29 protein-coding genes are annotated in these 24,821 nt (G+C 71.4%); 17 read left to right on the plus strand and 12 right to left on the minus strand.

Annotated elements, in window-relative coordinates:
* Positions 1-34: 34 nt before the first annotated feature.
* The 12 genes from MF672_RS10900 (at position 35) to MF672_RS10955 (ending at position 7,533) form a co-directional block, all read left to right on the plus strand.
* Entirely contained in the window at positions 35-295 is a 261-nt protein-coding gene (locus tag MF672_RS10900) for a hypothetical protein (RefSeq protein WP_242380740.1), read from the plus strand.
* A gap of 3 nt (positions 296-298) precedes the next feature.
* Entirely contained in the window at positions 299-769 is a 471-nt protein-coding gene (locus MF672_RS10905) for a hypothetical protein (RefSeq protein ID WP_242380741.1), read from the plus strand.
* A gap of 81 nt (positions 770-850) precedes the next feature.
* A complete protein-coding gene (locus MF672_RS10910) occupies positions 851-1,345 on the plus strand; it encodes a hypothetical protein (protein ID WP_242380742.1) in 495 nt (164 codons plus the stop codon).
* Between the two features lie 3 nt (positions 1,346-1,348).
* The gene (locus MF672_RS10915) at positions 1,349-2,047 is read left to right on the plus strand and encodes a hypothetical protein (RefSeq protein WP_242380743.1); all 699 of its coding nucleotides are present in this window, start codon (positions 1,349-1,351) and stop codon (positions 2,045-2,047) included.
* Between the two features lie 12 nt (positions 2,048-2,059).
* Positions 2,060-3,142, plus strand: coding sequence for a phage tail family protein (locus tag MF672_RS10920; protein ID WP_242380744.1), 1,083 nt, complete (start codon positions 2,060-2,062; stop codon positions 3,140-3,142).
* Between the two features lie 19 nt (positions 3,143-3,161).
* Positions 3,162-4,991, plus strand: a complete 1,830-nt coding sequence (locus MF672_RS10925) for a hypothetical protein (RefSeq protein WP_242380745.1) — start codon at positions 3,162-3,164, stop codon at positions 4,989-4,991.
* A 1-nt stretch (position 4,992) separates the two neighbouring features.
* Positions 4,993-5,403, plus strand: coding sequence for a hypothetical protein (locus MF672_RS10930; protein WP_242380746.1), 411 nt, complete (start codon positions 4,993-4,995; stop codon positions 5,401-5,403).
* A gap of 59 nt (positions 5,404-5,462) precedes the next feature.
* Complete coding sequence (locus MF672_RS10935) at positions 5,463-5,816, plus strand: hypothetical protein (protein WP_242380747.1); 354 nt, start codon at positions 5,463-5,465, stop codon at positions 5,814-5,816.
* Complete coding sequence (locus MF672_RS10940) at positions 5,816-6,025, plus strand: DUF7620 family protein (protein ID WP_242380748.1); 210 nt, start codon at positions 5,816-5,818, stop codon at positions 6,023-6,025. The genes MF672_RS10935 and MF672_RS10940 overlap by 1 nt, the downstream gene beginning before the upstream one ends.
* A complete protein-coding gene (locus MF672_RS10945) occupies positions 6,018-6,365 on the plus strand; it encodes a putative phage holin (protein WP_242380749.1) in 348 nt (115 codons plus the stop codon). Before MF672_RS10940 ends, MF672_RS10945 begins: the two co-directional genes overlap by 8 nt.
* Positions 6,362-7,138 carry a peptidoglycan recognition protein family protein gene (locus tag MF672_RS10950; protein ID WP_242380750.1) on the plus strand — a complete coding sequence of 259 codons (777 nt, stop codon included), beginning with the start codon at positions 6,362-6,364 and terminating at the stop codon, positions 7,136-7,138. Before MF672_RS10945 ends, MF672_RS10950 begins: the two co-directional genes overlap by 4 nt.
* On the plus strand, positions 7,135-7,533 hold the full coding sequence (locus tag MF672_RS10955; RefSeq protein WP_242380751.1) for a hypothetical protein: 399 nt from the start codon (positions 7,135-7,137) through the stop codon (positions 7,531-7,533). The genes MF672_RS10950 and MF672_RS10955 overlap by 4 nt, the downstream gene beginning before the upstream one ends.
* 107 nt (positions 7,534-7,640) lie before the next feature.
* Here the strand turns inward: MF672_RS10955 and MF672_RS10960 are convergent, their stop codons facing one another.
* From MF672_RS10960 to MF672_RS10985, 6 genes are all read right to left on the minus strand, one after another.
* On the minus strand, positions 7,641-8,066 hold the full coding sequence (locus MF672_RS10960; RefSeq protein ID WP_242380752.1) for a hypothetical protein: 426 nt from the start codon (positions 8,064-8,066) through the stop codon (positions 7,641-7,643).
* Positions 8,066-8,326 (minus strand): hypothetical protein, encoded by a 261-nt coding sequence (locus tag MF672_RS10965; protein WP_242380753.1) that lies wholly within the window; start codon positions 8,324-8,326, stop codon positions 8,066-8,068. The genes MF672_RS10960 and MF672_RS10965 overlap by 1 nt, the downstream gene beginning before the upstream one ends.
* A gap of 104 nt (positions 8,327-8,430) precedes the next feature.
* The gene (locus MF672_RS10970; RefSeq protein WP_247815219.1) at positions 8,431-9,759 is read right to left on the minus strand and encodes a hypothetical protein; all 1,329 of its coding nucleotides are present in this window, start codon (positions 9,757-9,759) and stop codon (positions 8,431-8,433) included.
* 285 nt (positions 9,760-10,044) lie between these two features.
* Complete coding sequence (locus MF672_RS10975) at positions 10,045-10,659, minus strand: hypothetical protein (protein ID WP_242383861.1); 615 nt, start codon at positions 10,657-10,659, stop codon at positions 10,045-10,047.
* Positions 10,656-10,904, minus strand: a complete 249-nt coding sequence (locus MF672_RS10980) for a hypothetical protein (protein ID WP_242383862.1) — start codon at positions 10,902-10,904, stop codon at positions 10,656-10,658. The genes MF672_RS10975 and MF672_RS10980 overlap by 4 nt, the downstream gene beginning before the upstream one ends.
* Complete coding sequence (locus MF672_RS10985) at positions 10,901-11,149, minus strand: hypothetical protein (RefSeq protein ID WP_242383863.1); 249 nt, start codon at positions 11,147-11,149, stop codon at positions 10,901-10,903. The genes MF672_RS10980 and MF672_RS10985 overlap by 4 nt, the downstream gene beginning before the upstream one ends.
* A 91-nt stretch (positions 11,150-11,240) precedes the next feature.
* On the opposite strand from MF672_RS10985, the gene MF672_RS10990 reads away from it, so the two are divergent.
* The 3 genes from MF672_RS10990 to MF672_RS11000 all read left to right on the plus strand — a co-directional run bounded on the left by MF672_RS10990 (position 11,241) and on the right by MF672_RS11000 (position 14,566).
* Positions 11,241-11,654: a TIGR03668 family PPOX class F420-dependent oxidoreductase gene (locus MF672_RS10990; RefSeq protein WP_242383864.1), complete on the plus strand. Its 414-nt coding sequence runs from the start codon at positions 11,241-11,243 to the stop codon at positions 11,652-11,654.
* 24 nt (positions 11,655-11,678) lie between these two features.
* Complete coding sequence (locus MF672_RS10995) at positions 11,679-12,464, plus strand: GntR family transcriptional regulator (RefSeq protein ID WP_242383865.1); 786 nt, start codon at positions 11,679-11,681, stop codon at positions 12,462-12,464.
* A 1,241-nt stretch (positions 12,465-13,705) separates the two neighbouring features.
* The gene (locus tag MF672_RS11000; protein WP_242383866.1) at positions 13,706-14,566 is read left to right on the plus strand and encodes an aminoglycoside phosphotransferase family protein; all 861 of its coding nucleotides are present in this window, start codon (positions 13,706-13,708) and stop codon (positions 14,564-14,566) included.
* A 57-nt stretch (positions 14,567-14,623) separates the two neighbouring features.
* Here the strand turns inward: MF672_RS11000 and rpoB are convergent, their stop codons facing one another.
* Both rpoB and MF672_RS11010 read right to left on the minus strand, forming a co-directional pair.
* Positions 14,624-18,076 carry a DNA-directed RNA polymerase subunit beta gene (rpoB, locus tag MF672_RS11005; protein WP_247815220.1) on the minus strand — a complete coding sequence of 1,151 codons (3,453 nt, stop codon included), beginning with the start codon at positions 18,074-18,076 and terminating at the stop codon, positions 14,624-14,626.
* A 214-nt stretch (positions 18,077-18,290) separates the two neighbouring features.
* Entirely contained in the window at positions 18,291-18,653 is a 363-nt protein-coding gene (locus MF672_RS11010; protein WP_242382017.1) for a MerR family transcriptional regulator, read from the minus strand.
* Positions 18,654-18,736: 83 nt separating this feature from the next.
* Here MF672_RS11010 and MF672_RS11015 point away from each other — a divergent pair, with 83 nt between their 5' ends.
* Positions 18,737-19,618 (plus strand): NAD(P)-dependent oxidoreductase, encoded by an 882-nt coding sequence (locus tag MF672_RS11015; RefSeq protein ID WP_242382030.1) that lies wholly within the window; start codon positions 18,737-18,739, stop codon positions 19,616-19,618.
* Positions 19,619-19,829: 211 nt separating this feature from the next.
* Here MF672_RS11015 and MF672_RS11020 read toward each other — a convergent pair whose 3' ends face one another.
* Positions 19,830-20,483 (minus strand): FMN-binding negative transcriptional regulator, encoded by a 654-nt coding sequence (locus MF672_RS11020; RefSeq protein ID WP_242382018.1) that lies wholly within the window; start codon positions 20,481-20,483, stop codon positions 19,830-19,832.
* Between the two features lie 35 nt (positions 20,484-20,518).
* On the opposite strand from MF672_RS11020, the gene MF672_RS11025 reads away from it, so the two are divergent.
* Complete coding sequence (locus MF672_RS11025) at positions 20,519-21,847, plus strand: aminotransferase class I/II-fold pyridoxal phosphate-dependent enzyme (protein ID WP_407654720.1); 1,329 nt, start codon at positions 20,519-20,521, stop codon at positions 21,845-21,847.
* Here MF672_RS11025 and MF672_RS11030 read toward each other — a convergent pair.
* The 3 genes from MF672_RS11030 to MF672_RS11040 all read right to left on the minus strand — a co-directional run bounded on the left by MF672_RS11030 (position 21,827) and on the right by MF672_RS11040 (position 24,523).
* A complete protein-coding gene (locus MF672_RS11030) occupies positions 21,827-23,224 on the minus strand; it encodes an MFS transporter (protein WP_242382020.1) in 1,398 nt (465 codons plus the stop codon). The two genes, MF672_RS11025 and MF672_RS11030, sit on opposite strands and share 21 nt — an antisense overlap.
* Positions 23,225-23,330: 106 nt before the next feature.
* Positions 23,331-23,777: a VOC family protein gene (locus MF672_RS11035; RefSeq protein WP_242382021.1), complete on the minus strand. Its 447-nt coding sequence runs from the start codon at positions 23,775-23,777 to the stop codon at positions 23,331-23,333.
* Positions 23,777-24,523, minus strand: a complete 747-nt coding sequence (locus tag MF672_RS11040; RefSeq protein WP_242382022.1) for an arsenate reductase/protein-tyrosine-phosphatase family protein — start codon at positions 24,521-24,523, stop codon at positions 23,777-23,779. Before MF672_RS11040 ends, MF672_RS11035 begins: the two co-directional genes overlap by 1 nt.
* Positions 24,524-24,821: the final 298 nt, after the last annotated feature.

The following is a 24,821-nucleotide window of genomic DNA, read 5'->3' on the forward strand; positions in this document are numbered from 1 at the left end:
TCACGTACCTGCAGGAAGGAGGGCGGGCCCTGCCATGCCATTCGATCCCGACCAGCACCAGACCTTCGGCCGCTACATGAGGGGCGGCGCCCCGCTCGGCCAGGGCCGCACGGTGGAGCACATCCGCGGCGGCCAGACCTGGCAGACCCGCGACATGGTCTACGAGGGCAGGACGGCCGACGGCACCCGGTTCAAGGAGACCGTCGACCAGCTCGGCCATCAGACGGTGGTGGAGACCACCCCCGACGGCCAGGAGCGCAAGAGCGTGCGCATCAACCTGCAGCTGGGGGGCTGAGCGATGGCCTTCGATCAGGACGGCTTCTTCAACGACACGTTCGTCAAGCTGTTCCGGCAGACCATCACCATCGACATCGGCTCCACCACCCCGGGCGTCTTCAAGGGCGCGCTGTTCCAGGCGAGCATCACGCCGAACTTCTCCCAGACCAACCCGGCCTACGGCAGTGCGCCGTGGAACAGCGGCGAACCCACCGGCCAGCCCGGCTATACCACCGGCGGCGAGAACCTGACCGTCATCTCCTTCGCCGAGCTCGCCGGCGCCGCCAACATGATCGGCTGGCGGTTCCAGACGGTCACCTGGAGCTCGGCCACCTTCGCCGCGGAAGGGCTGCTCGTCTACGCGCCCAGCCTGTCCAACCGGGCGTTCGTGTTCCGGTGGTTCGGCCAGTCCTACGACGCCTCCAACGGCGACTACGAGATCAACCCGCACACCGACGGCATCACCCGCTACAAGATGCGCAACGCCGCCTGACCACGGCGGTTCGACCTCGACCTGGTCCGCTTCTCCGACCCCGCCCGCGTGCGGGGTTTTCGCATGAAAGGAGGGGCGTCGATGCCTCTCTACATGGCCGCCAACGGCGCCATGGCCACCACGGCGGAACTCTCGCCCGTGACCACCGGCACGGCGATCAAGACGTTGTTGCAGATCGCGACGCCGTCGACGCGCGGCATCCGAGTCGTCGAGTGGGGGATCAGCTTCGACGGGGCGGCGGCCGCGACGCCGATCCGGTGCGAGCTGATCGACACCAACGTGGCCGCCACGGTGACCGCGCACGTCGCCGCCGGCGTGCAGCCCTACAGCGATCCGGGCGCGACGGCGTCGCTGATGACGCTCGGCACCAGCGCCACCGGCTACACCGCCACCGCCGAGGGCTCGATCACCGCCACCCGCACCGGCGACGTGCAGCTGATCGCGCCGACCACCCAGTACATCAAGCAATGGCCCCTGGGCAGGGAGTTCGCCGTCGCCGCCAGCCGGTTCCTCCGGGTCAGGGTCAAGGCCGGCGCGGCCGTCAACGCCTACTGCTACGTCATCTGGGAGGAATGACGGGTGGCGATCGCCCTCCACGCCTCCTCCCCGGCCCTGGTCACCGACGAGGTCGACGGCACCACCCCCACCGCGGCGTTCTCACCGCCGGCGCAGAGCCTGCTGGTGGCGATGGCGGCGGCCGCGGACGAGGACGGCTCGCTGACGATCTCCGGCGGCAGCCTGACCTGGACGCGGCGGGCGCAGCGCGACATCGGCGGCACCTTCGCGCTCGAGATCTGGACCGCGCCGTGCGCGGCCGGCGCCACCGGCATCACCACCACCTTGACCAACAACGGATTCCTGGGCTCGTTCGCCGCCGCGCTGAAGGTCGACGTCTTCACCGGCGCCGACCTCACCACGCCGACCGGCGCGACCGGGCAGAACCTGACGTCCACCAACGCCAGCAACGTCAACGCCTACACCGCCACCGCGATCGGTTCGCGCGGCGTGGCGGTCGCCGTCGAGCTGAACAGCCTCGGCCTGCCCTCCAGCACCGACGACGAGAGCGCGTTCGACCTGGCCCAACTCGACGGCATGATGATCCGCAAGGCCGCCAACAGCGCGTCCTTGGCGACGGTCACCTTCAACCTGGACGCCGCCGGCAGCAGCACCGCCAGCTGGGAGTGGCTCGCGGTGGAGATCATGCCCGGCGCGGAGGCGCTGGTGGCCGGTCGCGGCCGCATGCTCGGCCAAGCCGTCAACCGCGCCGCCTTCTACTAGCAGGGAGGGCGCGTGGCTCGTCTCGGCCGGTCCCAGCCGATCCCCGTCAAGAGTCTCGGTAAGCTGCGCTACTCGCGCGCCACCATCGACCTGCCGGCGTTCGAGGTCTCGGCCGAATGGCCGGACCTGTCCATCGTCACCCCGAACGTCAACCTCAACCTGCCCGTCTTCGAGATCACCGCCGAGTGGCCGGCGCTGTCGCTGACCCGGGACCAGATCCTCACCCTGCCCGTCTTCGAGGTCACCGCCGAATGGCCCGCGCTCACGATCTCCATCCCACCCAGCCCCGGCGACGCGATGACCGGCGCCGACGGCGAGATCGAGTGGAACGGGCCGCTCGCGCGGCTGGTGGCCGGCGGCGGACAGGACCTGTACCGGATCACCGAGCTGGAGGGCTGGGAGGACCTGCCCGGGGTGGAGTCCGGCAACACCTCCCGCCCGTCACGGCACGGCTCCTACGCCGGCCGCAAGTACGGCGAGGAGCGGGTCGTCACCGCCACCATCCAGATCGACGACAACAGCCCGACGTTCGCCGAGAGCCTGGCGTTCCTGCGCCAAGCCACCGCGATCGGTGACAGCGACGACGAATACCCGCTGGTGATCCGGCTGCGTGGCGAGACGCTGCTGGCCTTCGGCGCGATCACCGGCCGGATCATGCCGACCGGGCTGGTCGGCGCCGGCATCGTCCAGGCGTCCATCCGGTGGACGTGCTCCGACCCGCGCCGCTACAGCCTGGGCCTGCAGGGCACCAACATCAGCCTCAACACTCCGACCGCCCTGGCCAACACCGGCAACTGCGAGACGCACCCGCTGATCCGGCTGCCCGGCCCCGTCACCGACCCGGTCCTGGTCAACGCCGAGCTCGGGCAGTCACTGGGGTTCGACCTGGAGGTGCCGGACGGGTCGACGCTGGAGATCGACACCGACGGCGCGACCGTCACCATGGGCGGCGTCTCCCAGGCGCTGCAGCTGACCACCGCCAGCGTGCAGCTGGGCGACTTCGTGCTCGCCGCCGCCACCAACACCATCACCTACAGCGCCGGCGCCGGCGGCAGCGCGGGCGCCGACTTCCTGTGGCGCCACGCCCACCTGTGACACAAGAGAGGGGGCAGGGGTGGGCGCGTTCATCCGCTCCGTCAAGGCGACGACCCACCACGGCGGCAGCTACGCGGCCGCGCGCGGCGACGCCCGCGCCGGCGACGTGCTGATCGCCTGGCAGGCCGCCGACTCCGGCGGCCACGCCGCCATGGACCTGGCCGGCGACTGGAACGCCGTCGACTTCTATCCCGGCGGCAGCTGGCCCGGAGAGGCGTCCGGGTTCTGGTCCGGGGTCAAGGTGTGGGCGCGGCAGGCGGTGACCTCCGAGCCGTCCAGCTACACCGCCGGCCAGGGCGTCTCCGCCGACGGCGTCACGCTGATCGCCGCGGTGGCCGGCGCCGACTTCGCCAGCCTGCGCTCCGACAACAACCCCGGCCTCACCTCGCCGTCGCTGACGCCCGGCAGCGCGTCCGGGATCGAGTTCCGCTTCGCCGCCGGCGTGCCCGCGCCGCCCGGCACCAGCGTCTCCTTCTCCCACCCGCCCGGCACCGTCGAGCTGGCCGACGAGCAGTCGGACGTGTGGGTCGCCGCCGGGCTGGCCTGGGCGCCCATCATCTCCACCAGCCCGGTCGGCCCCGCCTTCTGGACCGGCAGCAACCTCGTCGCGAGCTGCGCGTTCACGCTGCTGCTCGCGGCCGCCGAGGACCCCTCGGCGCCGCCGCCCGTCGTCGCGCCGGGCGCACCCGGCCGCGGCCGCGCCACCTGGCGCTACCGGTTCATGCGCATGCTGACCCGCGAATACCTCGGCGACCTCGACCTGGTCGGCGTCGACCTCGACAAGCGCATCCTGTCGCCGGGCGTGATCAACGCCACCGTGCCGATCCCGTCGCCGCGCATCGCCGACAAGGTCGCCGAGATCATCCCCCGCGAGGCCGCCGGCGACCCCGACTCCTACCCCCTCGACCGCGGCCCGGGCGCGATCAGCGTGGAGGTGCTGCGGCTGGGCGAGCCGCAGGGCGAGTACTGGATCCACCGCACCCGGCTGACCCGCTCCCGCAAGGGCACCATGGCGATCGCGCTGCAGGGCTCCACCCTGGAGGGCTACCTGGGCGCGGTCGAGATCGAGGACGACCTGTCCTACAGCGCCGACCAGGCCGACATCCTGCGCAACCTGGTCAACCACCTGATGGCCCAGGACAACGCCAACATCTCGCTGGAACTGGCAGAAGGCACCACGGGTGTCACCCGGGAGGTCACCTACCCGGCCGACGGCTCCACCTACCTGCGCCGCCTGGTCGAGCTCGCCCAGCAAGACGGCGGCTTCGAGTGGATGATCAACCTGGAGAACATCGGCGGCCAGCTGGTGCGGCGCCTGGTGTGGGGGTACCCGACGCTCGGCCAGGCCGGCGGCCCGCACCACCAGTGGGGCGACGGCCTGTACTCCGGCGACATCCTGGAGCTGTCGGAGGAGGCCGACGCGCTGCGCGGCTTCACCCGGGTGCGGGCCCGCGGCAACAGCATCAGCGCCGACGCCTCCACCCCGTCCGTGCCGCTGATCTCCTCCGCGCATGAAGCGTCCGCGCACCTGGCCGCGGGCTGGCCGCGCACCAGCAAGACGCTGTCCTACAACAACCAGACCGACCTGGACACGCTGGAGGCCTACGCGGCGTTCTGGGCCGAGCGGGCCGCCGGCGCGATCCGCGTCGACATGGCCACCGTCGCCTACGGCCGCGACGTCACCTTCACCCCCAACCATCTCGGCGACCTGGCCCGCATCTACCTGCGCAACCAGTGGCATCAGGGCGTGTGGCGCACCCGCCGCGTGATCGGGATCGGCATCACCCCCGTCACCAAGACCGGCGCCGAGGAAGCCAAGCTCGTGTTCGAAGGAACGGAGGCACCCTAGGATGCCCGACGTCTACGCCAGCAACCTGGCCTCCCGGGTGGAGCAGCTGGAACGCGAGGTCGACCAGCTCAAGGCGCTGCTCGGCACCCGGCCCGCGCTCACCGCGGCCTCCCAGGGCTGGCTGCTGACCAACCAGGCCGTGCCCGACGTCGACGTCGGCCAGGTCCACATCGGCGCCAACTCCGGCGAGTTCTTCGCGGTCGGCTCCTCCGGCGTCGTGCGGCGCCTCTACCCGCAGGCGGCGACCGTGGCCGCGTTCACCACCCTGCCCTCGGGCACCCCCGACAACGTGATCGCCACGCTCGGCGGCACCTACGACGGCTCAGCGATCAACGGCAATTTCCTCGACGTCGCCACCAAGATCAACGCCATCCTGACGTCGCTGAAGAACGCCGACCACATGAACTCCTGACTCACCAGAGCTGTGACGTCGCTTCGACGGCGCGGTCATCGTCGGAACAGGAGGAGCGGGTGGAGTGGATCCAGACGCCGATCGCGCAGCTCGGCGCGTTCGGCGGTTTCCTCGGCGTGCTGTGGCTGGTGGGTCACCTGGTGTTCCGCGGCCACCTGGTGCCCAAGACGTTGGTGCCCCGCTCGACGCTGGACGATGTCCGCGCCGACCGCGACGAGCGGGTGGCCGAGGCCAACGCCGACGCCGACGAATGGCGCCGGCTGTGGGAGATCGAGCGTGACGCGCACGAGCTCACCCGCCGCGCGCGCGATGAGGAGATCCGTGCCGCGCTGGCGGCCGCGACCGAGGGCGCGCACGTCGCCGCGTCCCTGCTGCGCGAGATCAAGTCGAGGCAGATCGAGGCGGGCCCATGATGCGTGAGCAGCCAGACGAGCGCCCTTCCCTGGACGACGCCGCCCGGCAGGCCGAGCAGTCCCGCCGCCGCGCCGAGGCCGACCTGGCCCGCGCCCGCGAGCGGGCCCGGGCCTCTCGCGGCATCGCCGATCGGCTACGGCGCATGCGCGAGGACAACCACTTCGCGCGCATGTTCGACGAGGCGCTCGGAGGGGGCCGGCATGGCTGAACTCGTGCAGATCGCCGGCAGCGTGCTGATCTGCGTCTGCGCCGCGATGGCGATCGCCAGCGCCGTGGTGTACGGGCTGTGGGCCCGCTGGTGGACCTCGGTGGCCGGCCGGCACCTGTTCTCCTTCACCAGCGTGCTCGCCGGCGGGCTGACCCTGTGGTCGGTCCGGCTGATCGGCTCGCCCACGTTCACCACGGCCGAGCCCGGCGCCTGGCCTTACATCCGGCTGGCCGCCTTCACCCCGTTCGCCTGGGTGATCGCCTGGCGGCTGGTCCTGATCATCCGCGCCCAGTACGCCGAGCGGGCCCGCCGGCGCGACCACGACCGGAGGCAGCCATGAAACTGGTGCAGGCCCGCTGGTACCACCGGGGCCGTATCTCCCCGATCCGGCTGATCGTCGTGCACTCCATGGAGTGGGTCGAACGTCCGACCACCGCCGAGGAGTGCGCGAAGATGTTCGCCACCATGAACCGGCAGGCCTCCGCGCACGCCTGCGTCGATGCCAACAGCGTGGTGCGGTGTGTCCGCGACCAGGACACCGCCTGGGCTGCGCCCGGCGGCAACGCCGACGGCCTGCAGCTGGAGCTGGCGGGGTTCGCCCGGCAGACGCGCGCCGAATGGCTGGACGCCTACGGCAAGGCGATGCTCGGCCAGGCCGCCGGCGTGATCGCCGGCTGGGCGCGCGCCCACAAGATCCCGGTCAGGCGACTGACCCGGGCGGAGCTGCGCGCGGGCAAGCGCGGGATCACCTCGCACGCCGACATCAGCGCCGTCTACCGCCGCAGCGACCACAGCGACCCGGGCGGCAACTTCCCGTGGGACGTGCTGCTGGATCTCGTCGCCGGCGAGCTCGGCGACGCCGCCGGCCGCGAGGAGGTCGAGGTGCCGGCGTGGAAGCGGCCGCTGTCGTGGCCACCCACCACCAAGGGCGACGACGTCAAGGTCTGGCAGCGGCAGATGCGCAAGCGCGGCTGGCGGCTCGACGTCGACGGCTGGTACAGCGGCGCCGACGGTGAGGCCTGCATGGCGTTCCAGGAGGAGAAGGGGCTCAAGGCCACCGGCGTGGTCGACGAGGCCACCTGGCGCGCCGCCTGGACCGCCCCGATCACGTGATCGACAGCTTGGCCTGGCTGTACCTCCTCCGGACGGCACGGGCCTTCACCTGCGGCACATCGCCGCAGGTGCCTGATTTCCGCCCCGAGATGAGGGGCACGTCCCTGAAGGAGGGGCATATGCATCCCACCCCCAAGGTTCCCTTCACCGTGCGGTATCCACTGCTGGTGCGTGGCGGCGTCGCCCTGCTGCTGATGGGGCTGACCAGGCTCGCGGTCGCGCTCGGGTGGATCCCGCCGGATTGGGAACTGGATGAGACGGGCGTCGAGCAGCTGCTGGACGGCCTGTACGTCGGCTGGGCCTGGGTCAGCGGTCAGAGAAAGGTCACCCCGGTGGCCGACCCACGCGACGACGATGGTCGCCCGATGGTCGTGCAGGGATACGTCGAGCGATAGCCCAGCACGCCGCGACACAGTTCACAGCGCCGCCGTGGGCGGCCTGTGAACGCGAGGAGCCCCCGCCCGGTGACGACCGGGCGGGGGCTCTTTCGTCGTGCGCGGGGTCAGAAGGGCGGCTCCTTGGACAGCTGCTGCCAGGGGTCGGCGTAGACCCAGCGCATCCACACCGCCTTGGCCGCGTTGTTGGCCAGCACCAGGGCCGCCTGCTCATCGGTCACCAGCTCGGCATCGGCCGGCGGCCCGGGGCCGTCGGTGACGGTGTACTCCGCCCGCATGGAGCGTAAATCATCCGAGCAGCGGCGCTGCTGCAGCTCGGCGATCACCGACGGCAGCATGTCGACCAGCAGCCGGGCGTCCTCGCCCAGCGATCGGATCTGCAGGTGCGCGGCGTCCAGCGCCGCCTCGACGGCGTCGAGGTCCACCGGCGGCTCCTGCTCGGGCTCCTCGCGCGGCCCCGGGTCGTGCATCGCGTCGACGTGCGCGTCCCACTCGCGGATCTCGGCACGGTCGTCGTGGTCGCGCTCGTCCATCACGCCGCTCCCGTCATCACGCGCATGCTGGCGGCGTCGGCCGCCGCGAGCAGCTCGTCGAGGCGCTCGTCCGTGAGGCGCACCATGATCTCGTCGTTGCCGCCGTAGACGAGGCGCACCCACCGGCCGTCGTCGCTCAGCTCGCGCTGGGCGAGGGCCAGGAGCCGGTCGAGGTCCTCGGCCAGCGCGTGCCGGCCGACGTAGCGCAACATGCCGCGGTGGTAGAGGATCACCAGCGAGACGATCGGGGGATGGGACATCGGGGTCTCCTTCGGTGAGCGCCGCGACCAGTCGCGGCGGGGTGGGCTGGCGCTTGCCGGGCGAGCGCCCGGCAAGCGGTCGGGCAAGCGGTCGGGCAAGCGGGTCACACCGCGGCGGGCGAGCGATCCGGCGAGCGCAGCTGGCGGACGTCGGCGAGCACGCCCTGGCGTTCCTGACGGATCTCGGCGAGCACCGCGCGGGCGCGCTGCTCCGACATCTGGCCGCCCTCGGCTTGGACGGCGGCCGCGGCCTCGGGCGCCCGCACAGCCGGGTCGGCTTCGAACAACCGCAGAATGATCTTCCGTTTCTCGCCGGCGGGCAGGTCGCCGGCGCGAGCGAGCCGGGCACGCGCGGCGCGCTCGGCCTCGGCCTGCCGCTCGGCCGCCTCCCGCTGGGCGCGGTCCCGCTCGGCGGCCAGGCGCTCGGCCTCGGCCAGCTCGGCGGCCGCCAGCCGCTCCGACTCCGCGCGCTCGGCCGCCAGGCGCTCGGCCCGGCGCGCTCGGCGGCCGCTGACGCTCGGCGGCGGCGCGGCGAGCGGCCGCCTCCTCGGCCGCTCGCTGCTCGGCCGCCGCTCGTCGGGCCGCCTCCAGGCGCTCGGCGCGCGCTTGCTCGGCCGCCGCCGTCTGCTGCGAGGCCGCTCGCTCGGCGCTCGCCCTCTCGGCCGCCGAGCGCTCGGCCTCCGCTCGCTCGGCCGCTGCCGCTCGCTCGGCCGCCGCTCGCCTCGGCCGCCAGACGCCTCGGCCGCCGCTCGCTCGGCCGCCGCTTGCCGCTCGGCCTCGGCCCGGGCGGCCTCTGCCTCGGCGACCGCTCGCCGCTCGCCGGCGAGGCGCTCGGCCGCCGCTTGGGCGGCCGCTCGCTCCGCCGCTGCTTCCTGCTCGGCGCGCTCGCGCTCGGCACGCCGCCGCTCGGCGGCCGCCCGCCGCTCGGCCTCCAGCGCCAGCACGCTCTCGCGGCGGTCGCGCGCGCACTCGGAGATCAGGTGCACCAGCGCGCCGAGCGCGATCGGCGGCACAACGCTGACCACGATGACGAGGGTCACCAGCACGCCGCCGGCTAACTCGATCACTTCGGCCTCGACGAGGTGGTAGGCGGCGTTACCGATCACGCCTACACCGATCGCGATGCCACTGTGCACCATGGCGTGCTGGCGGGTGGCTTCGGCGTAGGAGCGGTTGGTCGCGATGCGCGCTGCCACCGCGCCGTAGGCGTCGATGCACAGTGGCAGCAGCAGGCTCATCTTGAAGCTCACGCCGATCAGCGGCAGCTGCCAGTCGGCGAAGCCGGCGTGGCCGCCCAGCCCCTGCAGGGCGCTGAAGGACAGCACCACCGCAGCGGCGACGACAACCACCAAGCCGCCGCGCTCGATCAAGTCCGGCTGCTGCTGCGCGGGGCGGCTTGGCGTGGTCCCCGCGCTGGTCATAAGGTCTGACACGTCGGTCTCCTGGGGAAGGGGGATCGATCATCACGGGCGCCCGGCGGAACCGGGCGCCCGTTTTGTCGTTCGAGAAGGCGGCACGCTACCGCGCGGCCGCGCGCCGGTGTGGGAGGCGCGGCCGCCGGCGGTATTCCTGAGGGGCGGCGCGGGGGTGGGTGGCATGGGTCCGCGCCGCCCCGGTCTGGTGGATGGGTGACCTCCGCCTGGCCCCTCCCGACCGAGGCGGAGGCCACCCGCCCGGCGCGCCGCCATTCCGCAGACGGCGCGCCGGGAGTCTTGAACTCAGCTCACGGCCTTCATGCCGTGCAGCTCGACCACGCGGCAGGTGGCCAGCGCGCGGGCCTGATCGCGGATGGCATCCCACGCGATGAAGACGTTTCGCTTGTCGAGCGCCGGCCACTGCGTGCCCAGCAGCGGCTCGTACAGGTCGGCCAGGACGCCCGCGCTCGTGCGTCCCGCGACGGTGTAGAGGGTGTAGTCGAGCTGGAGCATCGGGCACTGCTCCAGGGCCTTGGGTATGCAGGTCCAGCAGGTCGGCGGTGCGTTGGTGCGGCCGGAGTCGGGACCGGTCTGCTCGAGTACGGTGCTGGTGAGTAGCCAGGGGATCCGTCCGGTGAGCGGGTCGGTGGCCGGGTGGCCGCAGACCTGGCATAGCGCCCGGTCCATGCAGAGCTCCTGCCTCAGCCGGTTGAGCTTGCGCATGCGCTCCGAGCCGCGCCGATCTTGCCAGTCGCGCAGGTCGAGCACGCGGGCGTGCAGGATGCCGTGCACCCAGTCACGGCGGCGCGGTTTGAGGTAGGTCAACCGCATCTCGTCAGCGTGCCGTTCGAAGGCGATCGGGTCGCTGACCAGCTCGTTGGCGTAGGCGATGGTGTAGGGGACGATCGAGTATGTCACAGCCGCGCCCCCGCGTTCGCCTGGAACATCGCCAGGTTCAACATCCCGGCGTTCTCGCACGACAGCGACTGCACGCCGGCGGGCCAGTCTTCCCGGCGGGCGTACCACTGAGGGGTAGAGCGGAACGTTCGGTCGGTCCCGAGCCGCCAGACCGTCCACCCCGGATGCGCTCGCATGAGCAGATCGATCATGGACTGTGCGTGATCCGGGTCGTCGTAGTAGGTGATCGTCTCCGCCGGCGTCATGACCCGCCCGCCGACTGCAGCAGCCAGATGCGCACCCGGTTACGGACCGCCGCCTGGGTGAGTTCTAGCCAGGTCGGCGCGGTGACCTCCTGCTGGCACTCCTTCGCCAGCAGGGCCGGCGGCAGCGGTTCGATCCAGCGCGCGTGAAACCCGCCGCCCTGGTCCTGGGACACGGCGTAGTTCAGCAGAGCGGGCCGGACGAGAACGCCATAGGCGCCCGCTGCTTCCTGGTCGGGAGGAGCCATCGTGCCCGCCTCTCGCGTCCAACTTGGATATGCATGTTTGACACTAGACTCGGGGAACATGGATATGCAAGCTGTCTGGGGAGAATGACGCATGGAACCGGATCGAGCCCGAGCGCTCTTCGCTAACGAACGCATCGCCTGCCTCGCCACCGCATCAGCGGGCGCTGTCCCGCACGTCGTACCCGTCACGTTTGCCCTGGTAGATGACCAGATCGTGATCGCCATCGACCACAAGCCCAAGAGATCGACGAACCTTCGACGCCTGCGCAACATCCACGAGAACCCGCAGGTCAGCCTGCTGGCCGACTACTACGACGACGACTGGAGCCGCTTGTGGTGGGTGCGCGCCGACGGCGCCGCCGACATACATGAGGACGGCCCCGAGAGGGAGAGGGCCCTTGAGGCACTCGCCGCGAAGTACGAGCAGTACCGTCAGCACATCCCTGCAGGACCTGTCATCGTGACGTCGGTCGGCCGCTGGTCCGGCTGGGCGTACACCGAGTAGGACAGGCACAAGTGAGGAGCACCGATGGTGCCACCATTCCGGCGGATCGCCGACGACCTCCGCACCGAGATCCTCGACGGCCGGCTCGCGCCGGGCGAAAAGCTGCCGTCCGAGAACGACCTGGCCAGCCGTTACGACACCACCCGGACGACCGTACGCAAGGCGATAGCTCTGCTGCGTGCCGAAGGGCACGTGGTGAGCTCCCAGGGCGCGAAGACGCACGTCCGCAAGCGGCCGGCGATCATGATGGTGTCGACGGGCACCCAGTGGCGGTCACGCCGAGAGGGTGGCATCGCGAGCCTCAACGTCGAGCTCGCTGATCAAGGGTTCAACGCTGAGCAGCGGCTCGTCGAGGTCACGCAGGAGCCGGCCAGCGGCGAGGTGGCCGCTGCGCTCGGCCTATCCGGCGGGCAGGCCGTCATCGTGCGCCGTCGCGAGGTGCTCGTTGACGGAGAACCGATCCAGCTCAGCGACGGCTACTATCCCGCCGACCTCTTCGCTCGGACGCCGGTGGCCGAGGCCCGGCGCATCAAGGGCGGTGTGGCCGGCTACTACGAGGACGTGATGGGCGGTCGTATCGCGCGGTTCGTGGAGCAGGTGTCCATCCGCATGCCAACTCCCGGTGAATCGGCCACCCTCCGCATACCGCCGGGTGTGCCCATCGCTCGCACCCTGCGAATCGCGTACGACGGCGAGGGCCGGGCCGTCGAGCTCCTGGACTCGGTGGTGCCGGGCGACGCGATCACGTTCGAGTACGTCATTGACGTGCCACCGCCGAAGCGTGCTCAGGAGGGATCCGCAGGGGAGTGATCACGGTTGGGCCTTTGGGAGATTTCTGGGAGAGACGATCATGATTGGGAGAAACTGAAACGAAGCGAAATGCATCAGAACGGATGCAGAAATCGCCTCTACCAGCGCGTTTCTTGATCGCCCAGGTCAGGAAGATCCGGTGACTTATCTGATAAGGAAGAGGTCCCAGGTTCAAGTCCTGGTAGCCCCACCCAGCAAAAAAGGCCCGTTCCGGTTTGTCGGACGGGCCTTTGTCGATTACCTGTGCCACCGAGGTCGGTCGGCTCAACAGGCCCGCCTGTGCGTGATCCGGAGTCTCGCCATTTCTCGCCGGCTCCGCGCGCTTGGCGTTGGCTTGCACGTCGGCCTGGTCCGCTTGCCGGCAGCGGGCTTGACCGGGTACCCGGACGAGCTTGCCCTTGCATGGCCAACGGGGCAAGCACACGCTGACCATCGAGTTGCTGGCAAAGAGCGCCAGGACCGGGGTCCGATCCGAGTCCCCTGCGTGCGGGAGGCGGAGCGTTCATCGGCCTGCCACCGTTGGGCGCCACGATCGCCCTGGCGTGCAGGAAGTAGGCCATTCGGCCGGAACCGGCACTGCCACACGCGCAGACCGGTCAGCTTGTCCTTGGACGGGGTTTGCTCGCCCGTCCGGTCGTCGTAATCCTCGCCCTCCCTCCGGGGCCCGATCTTCCCACCTGTCACGTCCAGGCAGAGCCAGGGTGGAGGAAGGGATGGAGCTAAACGACCGCTCCCGAACCGCGAGAGGGCTTCGGGGGACGCTGAAGGCGCGCTACAGACCTGGGTACGAAATAGCAGGTAACGGCTGCCAGCACCCACGCAGTCCCGAGACCGATGCCGATCCACGAGATCATAAGTGGTGTCATGAAGGATGCATCGGCTTCGGCCGGCTCGACCGCCCGGGCATGCGCCCAGCTCTCCTTCACGCCCATCTGCATGAGGATGCTAGGAATGAGGATCAAGAGCCCGATCCCCATCAGCACCCGGCTGCACGCCCGTAAAATCATTCATTTCCCTGGTCGATCAGAGTGTTCGGCCAGGGTAGCGCGACAGGTCCCCAGGAGAAAGTGACGGCACCGCCACCGCACGATCCCGCATGATCTCAACTGTCCGCACCAGGCTTTCCGTGACGTGCGCCCCACAACATGACGAGTGATCATGCGGATGAGGTGCAAGTCCTGGTAGCCCCACCCAGCATGAAGGCCGTCCAGTGCGAGTTCGTCGCGGACTATCGTTGCGGCATGAACACCCCGGCGGCCGAGGCCGACATCGACGGCGATCTCGTCGACCGCCTGGTACGCCGGCAGCATCCCGATCTGGCGGGCCCGCTCACCCTCGTCGCCAACGGCTGGGACAACGTCATCTACCGCCTGGGGACGGACCTGTCCGTACGGTTGCCGCGCCGTCAGGTCGCCGTCGACCTCATCGTCAACGAGCAACGCTGGCTGCCGGTCCTGGCCCGTCACGTCGACGTCGCCCTGCCCGTGCCGGTCAGGGCCGGGGCGCCGGGCGAGGGCTACCCGTGGCCGTGGACGATCACGCCCTGGTTCGAGGGGCGCACGGCCGCCGACGTGCCGCCGTCCGAACGCTCCGGCATCGCCGGGCCGCTGGCGGACTTCATGACCGGCCTCCACCGGCCCGCGCCGCCTGAGGCGCCCCGCAATCCCGTCCGGGGCGTTCCGCTGGCCGCCCGGGACGAGGCGGTACGGCGGCGGATGCCGTCCATCGCCCGGTCGGCGGAGCTTCTTCCGGTCTGGGAGAAGTCGCTCGCCCTCCCGCCCTGGCAGGGCCCCGCGCTGTGGCTGCACGGCGACCCGCATCCGGGAAACCTCCTGCTCGACGGCGAAGGGCTGGCGGCCGTCCTCGACTTCGGCGACCTCACCAGCGGCGATCCCGCCACCGACCTGGCCGCCGCGTGGCTGGTGTTCGACGAGAGCGCCAGGGAGGTCTTCCGGTCGCGGGTGGACGCCGACGAGGCGACCTGGGAACGCGCCCGCGGCTGGGCCCTCGCCATGGGCACCGCTCTGGCCGCGAACTCGGGTGACCACCCGACCATGGCGGCCATCGGCGAGCACGTCCTCGACCAGGTGCTCCTCACCTAGCAAGGGGTGGAGCCGGGCTCCGGCGGCGCTCGCCGGAGCCCGTGCGGGTCGTGGTGGTCAGATCTCCTCGACGCTGCTCGGCTCACGCCGGGACAGGTCGATGCCGAGCTCCTCCGCGGCGCGGAAGACGTCCTCGTCGGTGTCGCGCATCTCGATGGACATGCCGTCGCTGGAGAGCACCTCGACGTTGAGGCACAGCGACTGCATCTCCTTGATGAGGACCTTGAAGGACTCCGGGATGCCGGGCTCGGGAATGTTCTCGCCCTTGACGATGGCCTCGTAGACCTTCACGCGGCCGAGGACGTCGTCGGACTTGATGGTCAGCTGCTCCTGCAGGGCGTAGGCGGCGCCGTACGCCTCCAGCGCCCACACCTCCATCTCACCGAAGCGCTGGCCGCCGAACTGGGCCTTACCGCCGAGCGGCTGCTGGGTGATCATGGAGTAGGGGCCGGTCGAGCGGGCGTGGATCTTGTCGTCGACCAGGTGGTGCAGCTTGAGGATGTAGATGTAGCCGACGGCGATGGGGTACGGGAACGGGTCGCCGCTCCGGCCGTCGAAGAGCCGGGCCTTGCCGCTGCGCGCCACCAGCCGTTCCCCGTCGCGGTTCGGGAGAGTGCGGTCGAGCAGGCCGACGATCTCCTCCTCGCGGGCGCCGTCGAAGACGGGGGTGGCCATCGTGGTGCCGGGCTCGACCCGTTCGAGGCCCTTGTCGCGCAGGCGTTCGGCCCAGGCTTCCTTGATGCCGGTGATGTCCCAGCCGCGGGCGGCGATCCAGCCGAGGTGGGTCTCCAGGACCTGGCCGATGTTCATCCGGCCGGGCACGCCGAGCGGGTTGAGGATGATGTCGACCGGGGTGCCGTCCTCCAGGAACGGCATGTCCTCGACGGGCAGGATCTTGGAGATGACGCCCTTGTTGCCGTGCCGGCCGGCCAGCTTGTCGCCGTCGGTGATCTTGCGCTTCTGGGCCACGTAGACGCGGACCAGCTCGTTGACGCCCGGCGGCAGCTCGTCGCCCTCCTCGCGGGAGAACACCCGGACGCCGATGACCTTGCCCGACTGGCCGTGCGGGACCTTGAGCGAGGTGTCGCGCACCTCGCGCGCCTTCTCGCCGAAGATCGCGCGCAGCAGCCGCTCCTCCGGGGTCAGCTCCGTCTCGCCCTTGGGCGTGACCTTGCCGACCAGGATGTCGCCCTGGACCACGTCCGCGCCGATGCGGATGATGCCCCGGTCGTCGAGGTCGGCCAGGATCTCCTCGGAGAGGTTGGGGATGTCGCGGCTGATCTCCTCCGGGCCGAGCTTGGTGTCGCGGGCGTCGACCTCGTACTCCTCGATGTGGATCGAGGACAGGACGTCGTCCTGCACCAGCCGCTGCGAGAGGATGATCGCGTCCTCGTAGTTGTGGCCCTCCCACGGCATGAACGCGACCAGCAGGTTCTTGCCCAGCGCCAGCTCGCCCTGCTCGGTGGACGGGCCGTCGGCGACGACCTGGCCCGCTTCCACCCGGTCGCCCTCGGCGACGATGGGCTTCTGGTTGAAGCTGGTGCCCTGGTTGGAGTGCTTGAACGTGGCCAGCCGGTACGTCGTGCCGGTGCCGTCGTCGTTCCTGACGGTGACGTAGTCGGCGCAGACCTCCTCCACCACGCCCGGCTTGCCGGCGAGCACGAGGTCACCGGTGTCGGTCGCGGCCCGGTACTCCATGCCGGTGCCGATCAGCGGCGCCTCGCTCCTGAGGAGGGGCACCGACTGGCGCATCATGTTCGCGCCCATGAGCGCGCGGTTGGCGTCGTCGTGCTCCAGGAACGGGATCATGGCCGTCGCCACCGACACCATCTGGCGCGGTGACACGTCCATGTAGTGGACCTCGGTCGAGCGGACGTACTCCGTCTCGCCGCCCTTGATGCGGACCATCACCCGCGGCTCGGCGAACCGGCCGTCGGCGGCGAGCGGCGAGTTCGCCTGGGCGATGACGAACCTGTCCTCCTCGTCGGCGGTGAGGTAGTCGATGCGGTCGGTCACCTTGCCGTCGACGACCTTGCGGTAGGGCGTCTCGATGAAGCCGAAGGCGTTCAGCCGGGCGAAGCAGGCGAGGTAGCCGATGAGGCCGATGCTGGGGCCCTCAGGGGTCTCGATCGGGCACATCCGGCCGTAGTGGGACGGATGGACGTCCCGCATCTCCACGCCCGCCCGCTCGCGCGACAGGCCGCCGGGCCCGACCGCGGTCAGCCGGCGGCGGTGGGTGAGCCCGGTGAGGGGGTTGGTCTGGTCCATGAACTGGGAGAGCTGCGAGGTGCCGAAGAACTCCTTCATGGACGCCACGACCGGGCGGATGTTGATCAGGGTCTGCGGCGTGATCGCCTCGACGTCCTGGGTCGTCATCCGCTCGCGCACGACGCGCTCCATCCGCGCCAGGCCCAGCCGGACCTGGTTCTGGACCAGCTCGCCGACGCTGCGCACCCGCCGGTTGCCGAGATGGTCGATGTCGTCGACCTCCAGGGGCAGGCCCTCCGCCTCCTCGCCGGCGTGCAGCCGCACGAGGTACTCGACCATCGCGACGATGTCCTCTTCGGTGAGGGTGCCCTGGGTGATCTCGGCGTCGACCCCCAGCTTCTTGTTGATCTTGTAACGGCCGACCTTCGCCAGGTCGTACCGCTTGGCGTTGAAGTACAGATTCTCCAGCAACGTCTGCGCCGACTCCTTGGTCGGCGGCTCACCCGGCCGCAGCTTGCGGTAGATGTCCAGCAGAGCATCGTCCTGACCGGCGGTGTGATCCTTCTCCAGGGTCGCCCGCATCGACTCGTACTGACCGAACCGCTCGAGAATCTGCTCGCTGGTCCACCCCAGAGCCTTGAGAAGCACGGTGACGGCCTGCTTGCGCTTACGGTCGATGCGCACACCGACACTGTCACGCTTGTCGATCTCGAACTCCAGCCAGGCCCCCCGCGACGGGATCACCTTGCACCCGTACAGGTCCTTGTCGGAGGTCTTGTCCACGGTGCGCTCGAAATACACACCGGGCGAACGCACCAGCTGCGAGACCACCACACGCTCGGTGCCGTTGATGATGAACGTGCCCTTCGGCGTCATGAGCGGGAAATCCCCCATGAACACCGTCTGGCTCTTGATCTCACCGGTGGTGTTATTGATGAACTCCGCCGTGACGAACATCGGGGCGGAGAAGGTCATGTCCTTGTCTTTGCACTCATCGACGGAGTACTTCGGCGGCTCGAACCGGTGATCGCGGAACGACAAGGACATGGTCCCCGAGAAGTCCTCGATGGGACTGATCTCTTCGAAGATCTCTTCGAGGCCCGACTGGGTCGGGACGTCCTTGCGCCCGGCCTGACGAGCCGCCTCTACCCGGGCCTTCCACTTCTCGTTTCCGAGCAGCCAATCGAAAGACTCGGTCTGCAGGGCCAGAAGGTCAGGAACTTCGAGAGGCTCCTGGATACGCGCGAAAGACACGCGACGGGGACCAGCGGGTACGGCGGAGGCGTTGCGCGAGGCTGCCAACAGATGTCCTTCCGAGGGCTCGCGGCGGACTGGCTGCACGCATGCCGGACGCCCCACGACGCGAGCGGGCATCGGAGGGTCGTCGAAAAGAAGGCAGCGTGGAAGCACGAGCGTACTCGCTTCAAATGCATTTGTCCACGCTTACGCAGACCCTGCCTCTCGGGTCGCATTTACAGGATGACGTATGGGATGCCGCTTGTCAACCCTCTTTTTCTCAGGCGCCGACGCGCCGCTCGGTGGTCTCCAGGACGCGGCGGAGGACGCCGCGGGTGCGGGTCAGGGTGTCGATGCGCTCGTCGAGGCTGCCGAGCCGGGTGCGGAGGGTGTCCAGCAGCTCGGGGCAGGGTTCGAGCTCCGGATCGGCGCCGGTGGCGCACGGCAGCAGGAACTCGATGTCCTCGGTGGACAGGCCCGCGTCCAGCAGTTTCCTGATCTGCGTCACGGTCAGGACCGCGTCCTCGCCGTACTCGCGGTAGCCGTTCGCGCCGCGGGCGGGCCGGAGCAGGCCCTGGGACTCGTAGTAGCGCAACTGGTGGGTGTGGACCCCGGTCCGCCGGCTCAGCTCACCGATCAGCACGCGCGCTCCCCCTTGACCTTCATACCGGTGTGAACGTTGAGGATTCTGCCATCACCATCGATCCGTACAAGGGGGCCGCAGTGATGGACAATTCCGGCGACGACCGCACGCCCGTGTCGGTCATCGGGCTGGGCATGATGGGGCAGGCGCTGGCCGGCGCGTTCGTGCGGGCCGGGCACCCGACCACGGTGTGGAACCGCACCGCGGGCAAGGCCGATCAGCTCGTCGCGCTCGGCGCGCGGGAGGCCGGCTCGGTGGCGGAGGCCGTCGCGGCCGCCCCGCTGACGGTCGTGTGCGTGCTGGACGAGACCGCGGTGGGGGCGCTCGTCGAGCCGCTGGAGGCGGTCGTCCGGGGGCGGGTGCTGGTCAACCTCACGTCGGGGACGTCGCAGGGGGCGCGGGAGCTCGGCGAGCGGGTGGAGCGGTGGGGCGGCCGGTACCTCGACGGCGCGATCATGGCGGTGCCCCAGGCGGTCGGGACGGACGAGGCCGTGCTCGTCTACAGCGGGGCGCGGGACGCGTTCGACCGGCACGCGGAGGAGCTGCGAGGGCTGGGCGGATCGACGTACCTGGGGGCGGATCACGGGCTTTCGTCGTTGTTCGAGGCGGCCGTGCTGAGCCTGATGTGGAACCTCCTGAACGGGTTCCTGCACGGCGCCGCCCTGCTGGGGGCGGCCGGGGTGCCCGCCACGACGTTCGCCCCGCTGGCCAGGACGGCGATCGGGACGGTGACCGGGTGGCTGCCCGACTACGCGCGGCAGGTGGACGAGCGGTCCTACCCGCCGCTGGACTCCACCCTCGACACGCATCTGGCCGCCATGGGCAACCTCGTCAAGGAGAGCGAGGCGCTCGGGGTCGGCGGCGAGCTGCCGCGGTTCGTCCAGGCGCTGGCCGAGCGGGCGGCGGCGAGCGGCCGCGGCGGCGACGGGTACGCGGCGCTGGTGGAGCAGTTCCGCGAGCCCTGAGCGCCGTCTTCGTCCACAGGCTGTGGGTGAACGGGCTCCTCCACCGGTGGATCGGGGTGCGGGCCGGCCCTGTCGCCTCGCCGGAGCGCTGGAAGTCCTGTCTGTACTGGGATGACGCGGAGGTGTGGGCGGTTATGGGTGCGGTGGGCAGGGGTGCGGCGTTGGCTGGGGATGCGGTGGTAGGCGGCACGTTATCCACAGGTGGGGTCGGTTATCCACAAGCTGTGGGTGACGGGTCCTGCCGGGCCGCCATCCGCCTGAGCTGCTGGGCCCGCGCGCCGGCGTCGCCCGGCAGGTCGCGGGCCGCCAGCCCGTCGGCGACGCGCTCGCGGAGGGCGGCCGGCTTGTGGTCGTCGTACTTGAACTTGGCCCGCACCCCCACCACCTGGAGCCGCAGGCCGCGGATCGCGGACAACATCTTCCGGTACGGCCCCTCGTCGGCCGCGACGAGGCCATGGCCGCCGTCCGGCTGGTGGTGGGCGAGCTGGCGGCGCAGGATGTCGGCCTTGCCGTCCTTGTCGTCCACGATCCTGGCCGAGCAGGTGAGCTGCACCGAGGCGTAGTAGCTGGTCGGGACGCCGCTGTCGGGGGAGTCGGAGCGCCAGGTGGACGGGATGTAGGCGTAGTCGTCGTGCACGCTCACCACCACGGCCGGATCGGCCTCCAGCGCCGGCCAGACGGGGTTGGGGCGGGCCAGGTGCAGCAGGATCGCCTCGTCGTCCGGGTCGAACAGGAAGTGCGTCGGCACGACGACCGGCGGGCCGCCGTGCACGCCGTTCACCGCCAGCAGACCGAAGTCGCGCGTCCGCAGCCAGTCCCGCCACTCGTCGCCGTCACGGGCGGCGTCCCAAGGATGAATGAGCACCCCGAACCCCTTTGTATTAGTACATAATGGCTTTTGTGCCAGGAAAATATCGGATCACCGGCGAGACGGCCAGCGAGATAGCCGCCGCGGTCGAGTCCGCCGTGTCCGGCGGGCTGCTCCCGCCCGGCACGCCGCTCCCCCCGGTCCGTGAGCTGGCCGGGCAGGCCGGGGTCAGCCCGGGCACCGCGGCGGCGGCGTACCGGCTGCTGCGCGAGCGCGGCCTGGTCGAGACCGCCGGGCGGCGCGGCACCAGGATCAGGCCCCGCCCGGCCACCACCGCCAGGGAGGACATCCGCATCGAGGCGCCGCCCGGCGTCCGCGACCTGTCCCAGGGCAACCCCGACGCCGCCCTGCTGCCGCCGCTGCACGCCGCGCTCGCCGCCGCGGCCCGCGCCCACCAGGAGCGGCCCGCCATGTACGGCGCCCAGGACGACGCGGACCTGCTCGCCCTGGCCGCCGCCCGCCTGCGCCGCGACGGCGTGCCGCCGGGCGACCTGGCGATCACCTCAGGCACCCTCGACGCGCTCGAACGGGTCCTGTCCGGCGCCCTGCGCCCCGGCGACCCGGTGGCCGTCGAGGACCCGGGCTGGTCCGCCCTGCTGGACCTGGTCACGGTGCTCGGCCTGCGGCCGGTGCCGATGCGCGTGGACGACGACGGCCCGCTCCCCGACGAGCTGGCCCGCGCGCTGCGGACAGGCGTCCGCGCGGTCGTGGTCACCGCCCGCGCCCAGAACCCGACCGGCGCCGCCGTCACCGCCGGACGCGCCGCCGCCCTGCGCGAGCTGCTGGCCGCCCGCCCGGACGTGCTGCTCGTCGAGGACGACCACGGCGACGGCTTCGTGGACCTGCCCCTGCACCCGCTGGCCGGCGTCACGTCCCGGTGGGTGCTCGTCCGCTCCACGGCCAAGGCGTACGGTCCTGACCTGCGGCTGGCCCCGGTCACCGGCGACCCGGTCACGCTGGGCCGGCTGCGCGGGCGGCAACGGCTTGCCGTGGGTTGGGTGAGCCACCTGTTGCAGCGGGCGGTGGCGCACCTGATGCGGACCGGCGCGGTGGACACGGCGGCCGTGGCGGCCTCGTACCGGGAGCGCAGGGACGGGCTGGTGACGGCGCTGGCCGAGCGGGGCGTGCGCGCGCACGGCCGCAGCGGCCTCAACGTGTGGGTGCCCGTCGCGGACGAGTCCGCCGCGATCACCCGCCTGCTGGCCCGCGGCTGGGCCGCCGCGCCCGGAGCCCGCAACCGGATCCGCACGCCGCCCGCGCTCCGCCTGACCGTCTCCACGTTGTCGCCGGCCGACCTGCCGCGCCTCGCCGACGACCTCGCCGCCGCCGTCCGCGCGCCGTCAGGCGGCCGGTACGGCTAGCTCCTCGGATTCACGTGAATCATCGAGCCGCCGCCGCGCGCGGATGACGCAGTGCCCGAGCACCCCCAGCGCCATCACCACGCTCACCCCGATCCCGGACGCCGCCGCGTCCCCCCATCCGTCGCCGAGCGCGCCGAAGAACGCGGCCCCGGCGAGCGTCCCCCCGATCACTCCCCCGGCCTCCTGCACCGTGCCCAGCACTCCGGCCGCCGCGCCGCCTCGCCCACGCGGCACCACGGACGCCAGCAGCGGCGACATCAGCAGCCCCATCCCGGCCCCGGCGACGGCCAGCGCCCCCGCCACCGCGGCCGCCGTACCCCAGCCGGCCGAGCCAGCGGACGCCGCGTCCCGCCCGGCCAGCGACGCCAGCAGCACCAGCCCGCCGACCAGCGTCAGCCCGCCCGCCACCCGCGGCACCCGGTGCGCGCGGAACGACGCCACGAAGAACCCCGCGTTGAGCGCCGTGGTCACGCACCCGGCCGCGAGCGGCCCGAGCCCGAGCCCGTCCTGCAGATACAGCGCCATCACGAACGACAACCCGGCCGACGTCCCGAACAGCAGCCCCACCGCCACCAGCCCCGCCGCGAACCCGCTCGCCTCGAACACCCGCAGGTCCAGCAGCGGCGTCCGCCCCCGCCCGGCCAGCGCGCGCTGCCGCCGGGCGAACGCCGCCAGCAACGGCGCCGCCGCCCCGAGGCACGCCCACGTCCACCACGGCCACCCCTGCTCCCGCCCCGCGGCCAGCGGCAGCACCACCGCGACCAGCCCGCCCGCGACGAGCGCCGCGCCCGCCCGATCGAGGTCACGCCGGTCACCGGTCGCCGGGACGCGGGGGAGCACCCGCACGGCGAGCACCGCGGCCGCGATCCCGATCGGCACGTTGACCAGGAAGCAGGCCCGCCAGCCGAGCCCCATCGGGTCGGCCGCGACCAGGAGGCCGCCGATCGCCTGCCCGCCGACGCCCGCGACGCCGACCGTGGTGCCGTACCATCCGAACGCCCGCTCCCGCGCCGCGCCCTGCCGCAGGACGCCCAGCAGCACGAGCACCTGCGGGGCCAGCAACGCCGCCGCCACGCCCTGCGCGACCCTGGCCGGGACCAGCGCGGCGGTCCCCGGCGCGAGGCCGCAGAGCCCGGAGGCCGCGGTGAAGAGCACGAGCCCGATCACGAAGATCCGCCGGTGGCCGTACAGGTCGCCGAGCCGGCCCGCCACGATAAGGCCGGCGGCGTAGGCGGTCCCGTAACCCGCGATCACGAGCTGCACGGCGGCCTCGCCCGCGCCCAGCTCGGCGCGGATCGACGGGAGGGCGAGGTTGGCGACGAAGAAGTCCAGCGTGGTCAGGTAGACGGCGACGAGCACGACGGGCAGCGCGAGCATGCGGGAGCTCCAGGGGGAGAGGCACAGGCAGGTGAGAGAACACCGGCGACGGCCGGCCGGTTGCTCCCACCCTGGAGCTCAGCGGTTATGGTCCCCTGCGGATCGGCTACGGGCGCGCCGGCTCGAACAGCTCGACCACGTTGCCCGAGGGGTCCTCGACCAGGATCTGCCGGCCGCCCGGCCCGGTCACCACGTCGTTGCGGAAGAGCACGCCCTCGGCGCGCAGCCGGGCGACCTCGGCCGCGAGGTCGGGCACGATGAGGTGGATGCGGTTCCAGCCGCCCGGCTCCGGGACGCGGCCGTCGGGCATCGGCCGGCCCGCCGAGCTCTTCGGCCCGGCGAGCAGCAGGCGCAGGGCGCCGCGGGTGACGTCGGCGAAGGCCGGGGCCGCGTCGGTGCGCAGCGTGAAGCCGAGGTGGCCGGTGTAGAAGGCGACGGCTTCCTTGACGTCGTCGACCATGTAACGGACGCCGACCATGTCGGCTGTGCTGGTCATGTCGGCCGTGCTGGTCATGTCGTGCGGGCTGGTCATGTCGTGCGGGCTGGTGGTCATCAGACCTCCTGGACATGTGCGTGGACGGGCGCCGCGCCGGCCGCGGCCAGCCAGAACCCGATGCGGGTGTCCAGCTCGGCCGCCATCGACTCGAACGCCTGGAGACCGCCGTCGCCGGCGGCCGGATCGGGGATGCTCCAATGCAGGTGCGCGGGATGCTCGGGACAGATCTCCCGCACCCGGTCGCACAGGGTGATCACGGAGCAGAAGCGGCGCCCGGCGAACTCGTCGAGATGCTTCGGCCGCTGACCGGCGAGGTCGATGCCGCGGGCGGCCATCACCTGCTCGGCGTACGGGTGCAGCGGCTTCGGGCGGCTGCCCGCGCTGGCGGCGGCGATCCGGCCGCCGGACCGCGTCCTGGCCAGAGCCTCGGCGACCTGCGAGCGGGCGCTGTTGCCGGTGCACAGGAACAACACGCTGCACGGAGGCGGCTCGCCGGCCGGCGCGCGGCCGCCGAGCCCCGGGTGCAGGGCCGCGCCCGCCGCCGCCAGCGACTCGGCGCAGCGCGCCAGGTCGAGGCGGTAGTAGGTGTCACGGCCGTCGAAGCTGCTGCGCCGCGTGGCGACCAGGCCGCTCGCGCGGAGCTGCTTCAGGTGGTAGGAGACGAGGTTCTGCGGCCGGCCGACCAGGGCCACCAGCTCGCGGACCCGGCGGTCGCTGCGGGCGAGCTCCTGGAGGAGCTGCCAGCGCAGCGGATCCGCCGCCATCCGGGCGAACGGCGGCGGGCCTGACCGGGTGCCTGCCATGTTCCGGACAATACATCAAGCTGAGTTGATGGACCAGACAGGTTCGCGTCCTGCCTGCCCCGCGCGACCGGTTATTCGTTCGAGACACGATCGCCATGATTCAGCGATAAGATCGCGACGTGTTGCGGTAGTGATGCTGGAAGAAGCGCACGACCTGCGGCGGAAATAGCACATCAGCCTTCATGCGGCGAATATCCCATTCGCAGTCGCCGAATAGTCGATGAACGGATTTTGGTGTCGAGTGCTCCAATCTCCCCACAGGGGACGGCGGGCCTGAGTTCGGAGTCCGCAGAGGCCG

The organism is Actinomadura luzonensis, from assembly GCF_022664455.2.
Classification (GTDB): Bacteria; Actinomycetota; Actinomycetes; order Streptosporangiales; family Streptosporangiaceae; genus Nonomuraea; species Nonomuraea luzonensis.